Annotated in this window: 3 protein-coding genes, 2 tRNA genes and 2 rRNA genes (1 of these 7 only partly in view); 5 read left to right on the plus strand and 2 right to left on the minus strand. The window is 57.6% G+C overall.

The genetic code is table 11. The features are described 5' to 3' along the window. The first annotated feature begins 25 nt into the window (after nt 1-25). Nucleotides 26-1,666 carry a chaperonin GroEL gene (gene groL, locus EY713_RS09470; protein ID WP_131114575.1) on the plus strand — a complete coding sequence of 547 codons (1,641 nt, stop codon included), beginning with the start codon at nt 26-28 and terminating at the stop codon, nt 1,664-1,666. A gap of 225 nt (nt 1,667-1,891) precedes the next feature. Here groL and EY713_RS09475 read toward each other — a convergent pair whose 3' ends face one another. Both EY713_RS09475 and cpdR read right to left on the minus strand, forming a co-directional pair. Further along, nucleotides 1,892-2,575, minus strand: coding sequence for a phosphatase PAP2 family protein (locus tag EY713_RS09475; protein WP_131114576.1), 684 nt, complete (start codon nt 2,573-2,575; stop codon nt 1,892-1,894). Between the two features lie 111 nt (nt 2,576-2,686). Beyond that, nucleotides 2,687-3,067: a cell cycle two-component system response regulator CpdR gene (gene cpdR, locus EY713_RS09480; protein ID WP_131114577.1), complete on the minus strand. Its 381-nt coding sequence runs from the start codon at nt 3,065-3,067 to the stop codon at nt 2,687-2,689. Nucleotides 3,068-3,741: 674 nt separating this feature from the next. On the opposite strand from cpdR, the gene EY713_RS09485 reads away from it, so the two are divergent. The 4 genes from EY713_RS09485 to EY713_RS09500 all read left to right on the plus strand — a co-directional run. Continuing rightward, a 16S ribosomal RNA gene (locus EY713_RS09485) occupies nt 3,742-5,226 on the plus strand. Nucleotides 5,227-5,435: 209 nt separating this feature from the next. Continuing rightward, nucleotides 5,436-5,512 (plus strand) — tRNA-Ile (locus EY713_RS09490). Nucleotides 5,513-5,564: 52 nt separating this feature from the next. Further along, nucleotides 5,565-5,640: transfer RNA gene (locus EY713_RS09495), tRNA-Ala, on the plus strand. Between the two features lie 473 nt (nt 5,641-6,113). Next, nucleotides 6,114-6,853 (plus strand): 23S ribosomal RNA (locus EY713_RS09500); it runs 2,078 nt beyond the window's last position. The 16S and 23S rRNA genes sit together here with 2 tRNA genes alongside, the layout of an rRNA operon.

Here is a 6,853-nt window from a genome sequence, read left to right on the forward strand (position 1 = left end):
AACTACGGTTCAGGAGACTATCAACATGGCAGCTAAAGACGTACGTTTCTCGTCCGACGCCCGCGATCGCATGCTTCGCGGCGTCGACATTCTGGCCAATGCGGTCAAGGTTACGCTCGGCCCCAAGGGTCGTAACGTCGTGATCGACAAGTCCTTCGGCGCGCCCCGCATCACCAAGGACGGTGTGACGGTCGCCAAGGAAATCGAGCTCGAAGACAAGTTCGAGAACATGGGCGCCCAGATGGTGCGCGAAGTGGCCTCGAAGACCAACGACAAGGCCGGCGACGGCACCACCACCGCGACCGTTCTGGCTCAGGCCATCGTTCGTGAAGGCACCAAATATGTCGCAGCCGGCATGAACCCGATGGATCTGAAGCGCGGCGTCGACATGGCCGTGACGGCAGCTCTCGAGGATATCAAGTCGCGTTCGAAGAAGATCAACTCGTCGGACGAAGTCGCTCAGGTCGGCACCATTTCGTCGAACGGCGACAAGGAAATCGGCCAGATGATCGCCAAGGCGATGCAGAAGGTCGGCAACGAGGGCGTCATCACGGTCGAAGAGGCCAAGACCTCTGAGACTGAACTCGACGTCGTCGAAGGCATGCAGTTCGATCGCGGCTATCTCTCGCCCTACTTCATCACCAACGCCGAGAAGATGGTTGCCGAGCTCGAGGATCCCTACATCCTCATCCACGAGAAGAAGCTGTCGTCGCTTCAGGCCATGCTGCCGGTTCTCGAAGCCGTCGTGCAGACCGGCAAGCCGCTCGTCATCATCGCCGAAGACATCGAAGGCGAGGCTCTTGCCACGCTCGTGGTCAACAAGCTCCGTGGTGGCCTCAAGGTCGCAGCCGTCAAGGCTCCGGGCTTCGGCGATCGCCGCAAGGCGATGCTCGAAGACATTTCGATCCTGACTCAGGGCCAGATGATCTCCGAGGAACTCGGCATCAAGCTTGAATCCGTCACGCTCCAGATGCTGGGCCGCGCCAAGCGGATCCGTATCGACAAGGAGACCACCACGATCATTGACGGTCATGGCGAAAAGTCCGACATTGACGGCCGTATCGCGCAGATCAAGGCGCAGATCGAGGAGACCACCTCGGACTACGACCGTGAGAAGCTTCAGGAGCGTCTGGCCAAGTTGGCCGGTGGCGTCGCGGTCATCCGCGTCGGCGGCTCGACCGAAGTCGAAGTCAAAGAGAAGAAGGATCGCGTCGACGACGCCCTCAATGCGACCCGCGCGGCCGTTGAAGAAGGCATCGTCCCCGGCGGCGGTATTGCACTGCTGCGCGCCAAGGCGGCCGTGTTGAAGCTGAAGAGCGACATCCCGGACGTTCAGGCTGGCATCAACATCATCTCGAAGGCGCTTGAAGCCCCGATCCGTCAGATCGCCGATAATGCCGGCGTTGAAGGCTCGATCGTGGTCGGCAAGGTTCTCGAGAATGCCTCGCAGACCTTCGGCTACAATGCCCAGACGGAAGAATATGTCGACATGATCGAAGCCGGGATCGTTGATCCGGCCAAGGTTGTTCGGACCGCTCTTCAGGATGCGGCGTCGGTCGCCGGCTTGCTGATCACCACTGAGGCCATGGTTGCCGAGTCCCCCAAGGACAAGCCGGCCATGCCGATGGGCGGTGGCGGCGGCGGCATGGGCGGTATGGACTTCTAAAGTCGTCCGTACAGTCAGCTCTGCTTGTTAGAATGGGAGCCCGGCGAAAGCCGGGCTCTTTTTCGTTCAGCCGGTGGGCTGCGTCGTCCCGATCTCCGGCCGATCTTTCCCAAGCCGCAACGATGGTCGATCCCGCGCCGGTCGCCGGTCGCCGATCGACTCTCGCTTGGCCGGAACTCGTCCCTTTGTTGTCGTCGCTAAGTGTCGTGGGCCTCGCTCGGGAGGCTAGACGACGCCATCTGGTCTGACGCCGAACAGGCGTGTGACGAGCCGCCAGCAGGCGAGGATCACCAACCAGGTCAATAGTCCCGCGAGGATTGAGTCGGACAGGAAATGCCCACCGAAGGCGATCCGAAGCAGACTCGTGGCGGCGCCGAACACCAAAGCGGCCGCGATGGCGATCGGTCGCCAGGGTAGGGGCACCAGCACTGCGGGCGCGAGGGTCCAAAAAGCTTCGGCGCCTTCTCCTGACACGAAGGAGCAATTGCGTCGGCACTCACCATCGAAGCGATAGAATGGTTTGAAGGCCTGATCGCCACCAAATTGCGTGACCTGATAAGGCCTCGGCCGATGCGAATGATCCTTGAGCAGCGTGTTGACCAGGAGGCCCGGCCCGATCGCGAGGCTGAGCGCCATGAAGATCAAGCCGACGCCTGTCGGCGCCCAGATCCTAGACCGCATCAATTGCCGCATGCCGTAGAGCGCGAGCATGACGGCGAATAGACAGAAGGGCGTCCAGTAGAACAGCCGACGCAGCGCGTTGCCGAGCGGGGTCTGACCGACGAACTGGTTGTTGCCGAGCGCGAAGATCGAGGCGACGCGGAGATCGAGGCTCGGCGTGATCGTGAAGACGAGGCAGGTGAGGGCGACAGCCGCGAGGCTGCCTGCGACGATGCGGGTTGACGTCAAGCGGTCGTGGGTCAGCGCGCCATCCCTTCGAAAGATCGAGATGGTTCTGTTAGCTGCCAGACGGGTCCCACTCAAGCGAGGTGAGACGCGTTTCTCCGTCGAGCCTGGTGCTTAGGCTGCGAGGAGGCGCTGCACTTCGCCCACAAGATCCTTCAAGTGAAAGGGCTTGGAGAGGATCTTGGCTTCCTTCGGGGCATTGTTGTCGGGGTTCAGCGCCACCGCCGCAAACCCCGTAATGAACATGACCTTGATGTCGGGGTCGAGTTCGGTCGCGCGGCGGGCCAGTTCGATCCCGTCCATCTCCGGCATGACGATATCGGTGAGGAGAAGCTCGAAGGGCTCTTCCCGAAGGCGATGATAGGCCGACAGTCCATTGTCGAAAGAGGCGACGTTATAGCCGGCATTTTGTAGCGCCTTGACCAGAAACCGACGCATGTCGTTATCGTCTTCGGCCAGGAGGATCTTGGTGATCGGATTGTCGCTCAGGTCCATCGGTGAGTTCCCTAAAATCTTAGCGATCATAGGGCTATGGCGGTGTGAATGACAGGTTAAACAATGAGGCCGAATCGTCGTTTTTGCGCGTCTCGCCCGTGAACGATCCGACACTGTTGCGCCAATCCCACGCAGCGGGATCACGCTCAGACGCGCGCGCGTTCTATGCCTGTGGAAGAGGCACCATCTGCCTAGGGTTCAGCCCTGTCTGTCATTTTTATGTGATTTAGGGAGTTGACAGGCTCGGCGGCTTTCCCTAGAAGACGGTCATCGACGGCGGGGCCAACGAGGTTTGGTTCTGCGGCGGCGATGATCCATCTTCTGCATTATTTTGTAGGGGTAGCGACCGGGTAGGGCCCTGGGGTGCTGGATTTTGTCGTTTGGGTATTTTGGTCTTTGGGCTGGGGTGCTTTTCGTCTTGAGTTTCGCTGTTTGACATTTGAATCGGAAGAAAGAGAAACGTAGGCGGCGTCTGATATCCTTGCGGATCGAGCAATCGATCGAATGGGATAATCTGGCGGTCTACGTTACATCTGGGTTTCTTGGGATTTGGCTTAGTTTTGCTAGGTTGGGTTTTGAGAGATCTGGGTTACTCGTCAAGAGAGACCTCTGTGAAGGGGTGTAATGATGACTTAGCCGGAGCAAATTCTCTGTGGTTTCTTTATTGAAGCCTACAACTTGAGAGTTTGATCCTGGCTCAGAACGAACGCTGGCGGCAGGCTTAACACATGCAAGTCGAACGCACCGCAAGGTGAGTGGCAGACGGGTGAGTAACACGTGGGAACATACCCTTCGGTTCGGAATAACTTGGGGAAACTTAAGCTAATACCGAATACGGCCTGAGGGCGAATGATTTATCGCCGAAGGAATGGCCCGCGTCCGATTAGCTAGTTGGTGTTGGTAACGGCTCACCAAGGCGACGATCGGTAGCTGGTCTGAGAGGATGACCAGCCACATTGGGACTGAGACACGGCCCAAACTCCTACGGGAGGCAGCAGTGGGGAATATTGGACAATGGGCGCAAGCCTGATCCAGCCATGCCGCGTGAGTGATGAAGGCCTTAGGGTTGTAAAGCTCTTTCGCACGCGACGATAATGACGGTAGCGTGAGAAGAAGCCCCGGCTAACTTCGTGCCAGCAGCCGCGGTAATACGAAGGGGGCTAGCGTTGTTCGGATTAACTGGGCGTAAAGGGCGCGTAGGCGGGTTTTTAAGTCAGAGGTGAAATCCCAAGGCTCAACCTTGGAACTGCCTTTGATACTGGAAGTCTTGAGTCCGGGAGAGGTGAGTGGAACTGCGAGTGTAGAGGTGAAATTCGTAGATATTCGCAAGAACACCAGTGGCGAAGGCGGCTCACTGGCCCGGTACTGACGCTGAGGCGCGAAAGCGTGGGGAGCAAACAGGATTAGATACCCTGGTAGTCCACGCCTTAAACGATGGGTGCTAGCCGTTAGGCTGCTTGCAGCTTAGTGGCGCAGTTAACACTTTAAGCACCCCGCCTGGGGAGTACGGTCGCAAGATTAAAACTCAAAGGAATTGACGGGGGCCCGCACAAGCGGTGGAGCATGTGGTTTAATTCGAAGCAACGCGCAGAACCTTACCAGCTTTTGACATGTCCAGTATGGTTTTCAGAGATGAGATCCTTCCCGCAAGGGGCTGGAACACAGGTGCTGCATGGCTGTCGTCAGCTCGTGTCGTGAGATGTTGGGTTAAGTCCCGCAACGAGCGCAACCCACGTCCTTAGTTGCCATCATTCAGTTGGGCACTCTAGGGAGACTGCCGGTGATAAGCCGAGAGGAAGGTGTGGATGACGTCAAGTCCTCATGGCCCTTACAGGCTGGGCTACACACGTGCTACAATGGCGGTGACAATGGGATGCTACGGGGCGACCCCGCGCAAATCTCAAAAAGCCGTCTCAGTTCGGATTGCACTCTGCAACTCGAGTGCATGAAGTTGGAATCGCTAGTAATCGTGGATCAGCACGCCACGGTGAATACGTTCCCGGGCCTTGTACACACCGCCCGTCACACCATGGGAGTTGGTTTTACCCGAAGGCGTTTCGCTAACCGCAAGGGGGCAGGCGACCACGGTAGGGTCAGCGACTGGGGTGAAGTCGTAACAAGGTAGCCGTAGGGGAACCTGCGGCTGGATCACCTCCTTTCTAAGGATGGCTGTTCAGACGATCCTGGTTTTCGGACCGGGTGGCGCTCTTCGGCTGTTTTAGAATCAACGACCAGTCATGGTCGGCAATGCGGGATGTCGGCGCCGTCTAACGTTTCTCTTTCTTCCATTGATATGCGGGACCGCTGGTCCGGTTTGAGGCCTCTGTCGCAAGATGGGTTGTCTCGCTGGGCGGCGGGGATCAGGTTCGGGCTTGTAGCTCAGTTGGTTAGAGCGCGCGCTTGATAAGCGTGAGGTCGGAAGTTCAAGTCTTCCCAGGCCCACCATGTTGACGTTGAGGCCGGGGCGGTTTGGCTGTTGGCTTTGATGGAACGGAACGGGGCCTTAGCTCAGCTGGGAGAGCGCCTGCTTTGCAAGCAGGATGTCGTCGGTTCGATCCCGTCAGGCTCCACCATTCGCTTTGGCCGACGTTGGGTTGGCCGAGGCTGAGCGATCCGCATATCGGAAAAAGTTTTGCTTGGGGCTTGATCCTTTGGGGTCTGCTGCAGGCGGGTTGTTTAACATTGTGAAGAGGGAATGCATCCGAACGTTTGGGGCGCATGCTGATCGTGGTGGGGTTTTGACCCTGGGCGAGCGGCGGATATGCGTGTCGAACCGACGGCCTTTGGGCCGTGTCCTATCAGCTTGACCGCAGGTGGGGATGTTGGATGTGTTTGAAGCAAAAAATGGTCTTTAAAGACGGATCGATGCTTTGACTGGGTTGGTGGATCGTCCGCAAGGATGGATTGGCCGATCTGGTGACGCATGCGTGTTGTGAGGGGTCTGCCGAGGCTCTGTTCGTGACGGCTCTTGAGTGAGCGACGCTGTAACCCACGCGATAAACAGCTGTGCTTTGGCGCAGGCGGGGTGAGCATTGATAATGAGAGCGATCAAGTGCCTTAAGGGTATCTGGTGGATGCCTTGGCGCTGAGAGGCGATGAAGGACGTGGTACGCTGCGATAAGGTTTGGGGAGCCGCGAACGGGCTTTGATCCAGACATGTCCGAATGGGGAAACCCACCTTCGACCTTGTAACTCTAAGCTGTTGTCTGATTCTGCGAGGGGTTGGGCAAGGTTTGGAATTGCAAGGTCACATGAGGGTATTTGTGTCTGAATTCATAGGACACAAAAGCTAACCCGGGGAACTGAAACATCTAAGTACCCGGAGGAAAGGACATCAACGAGACTCCGTTAGTAGTGGCGAGCGAACGCGGACCAGGCCAGTGCTTTGTGATGATTGAGCAGAACCGGTTGGAAAACCGGGCCATAGTCGGGTGATAGCCCCGTATGCGGAAGAGAGTCATGGAGCCATGAGTAGGGCGGGACACGTGAAATCCTGTCTGAACGTAGGGGGACCACCCTCTAAGCCTAAGTACTCCTCAGCGACCGATAGCGAACAAGTACCGTGAGGGAAAGGTGAAAAGCACCCCGACGAGGGGAGTGAAACAGTTCCTGAAACCGGATACCTACAAACAGTTGGAGGCCAAGGTTCGTCCTGGCTGACAGCGTACCTTTTGTATAATGGGTCAGCGACTTAATCTGACGAGCAAGCTTAAGCGGTTACGTGTAGGCGCAGCGAAAGCGAGTCTGAACAGGGCGTTTAGTTCGTCGGATTAGACCCGAAACCTA

Source organism: Lichenihabitans psoromatis (assembly GCF_004323635.1).
GTDB lineage: Bacteria > Pseudomonadota > Alphaproteobacteria > Rhizobiales > Beijerinckiaceae > Lichenihabitans > Lichenihabitans psoromatis.

Excerpts from the sequence above, each read along its gene's own strand:
- groL (WP_131114575.1), top strand. The coding sequence starts at position 26 with ATGGCAGCTAAAGACGTACGTTTCTCGTCCGACGCCCGCGATCGCATG.
- cpdR (WP_131114577.1), bottom strand. The coding sequence starts at position 3,067 with ATGGACCTGAGCGACAATCCGATCACCAAGATCCTCCTGGCCGAAGAC.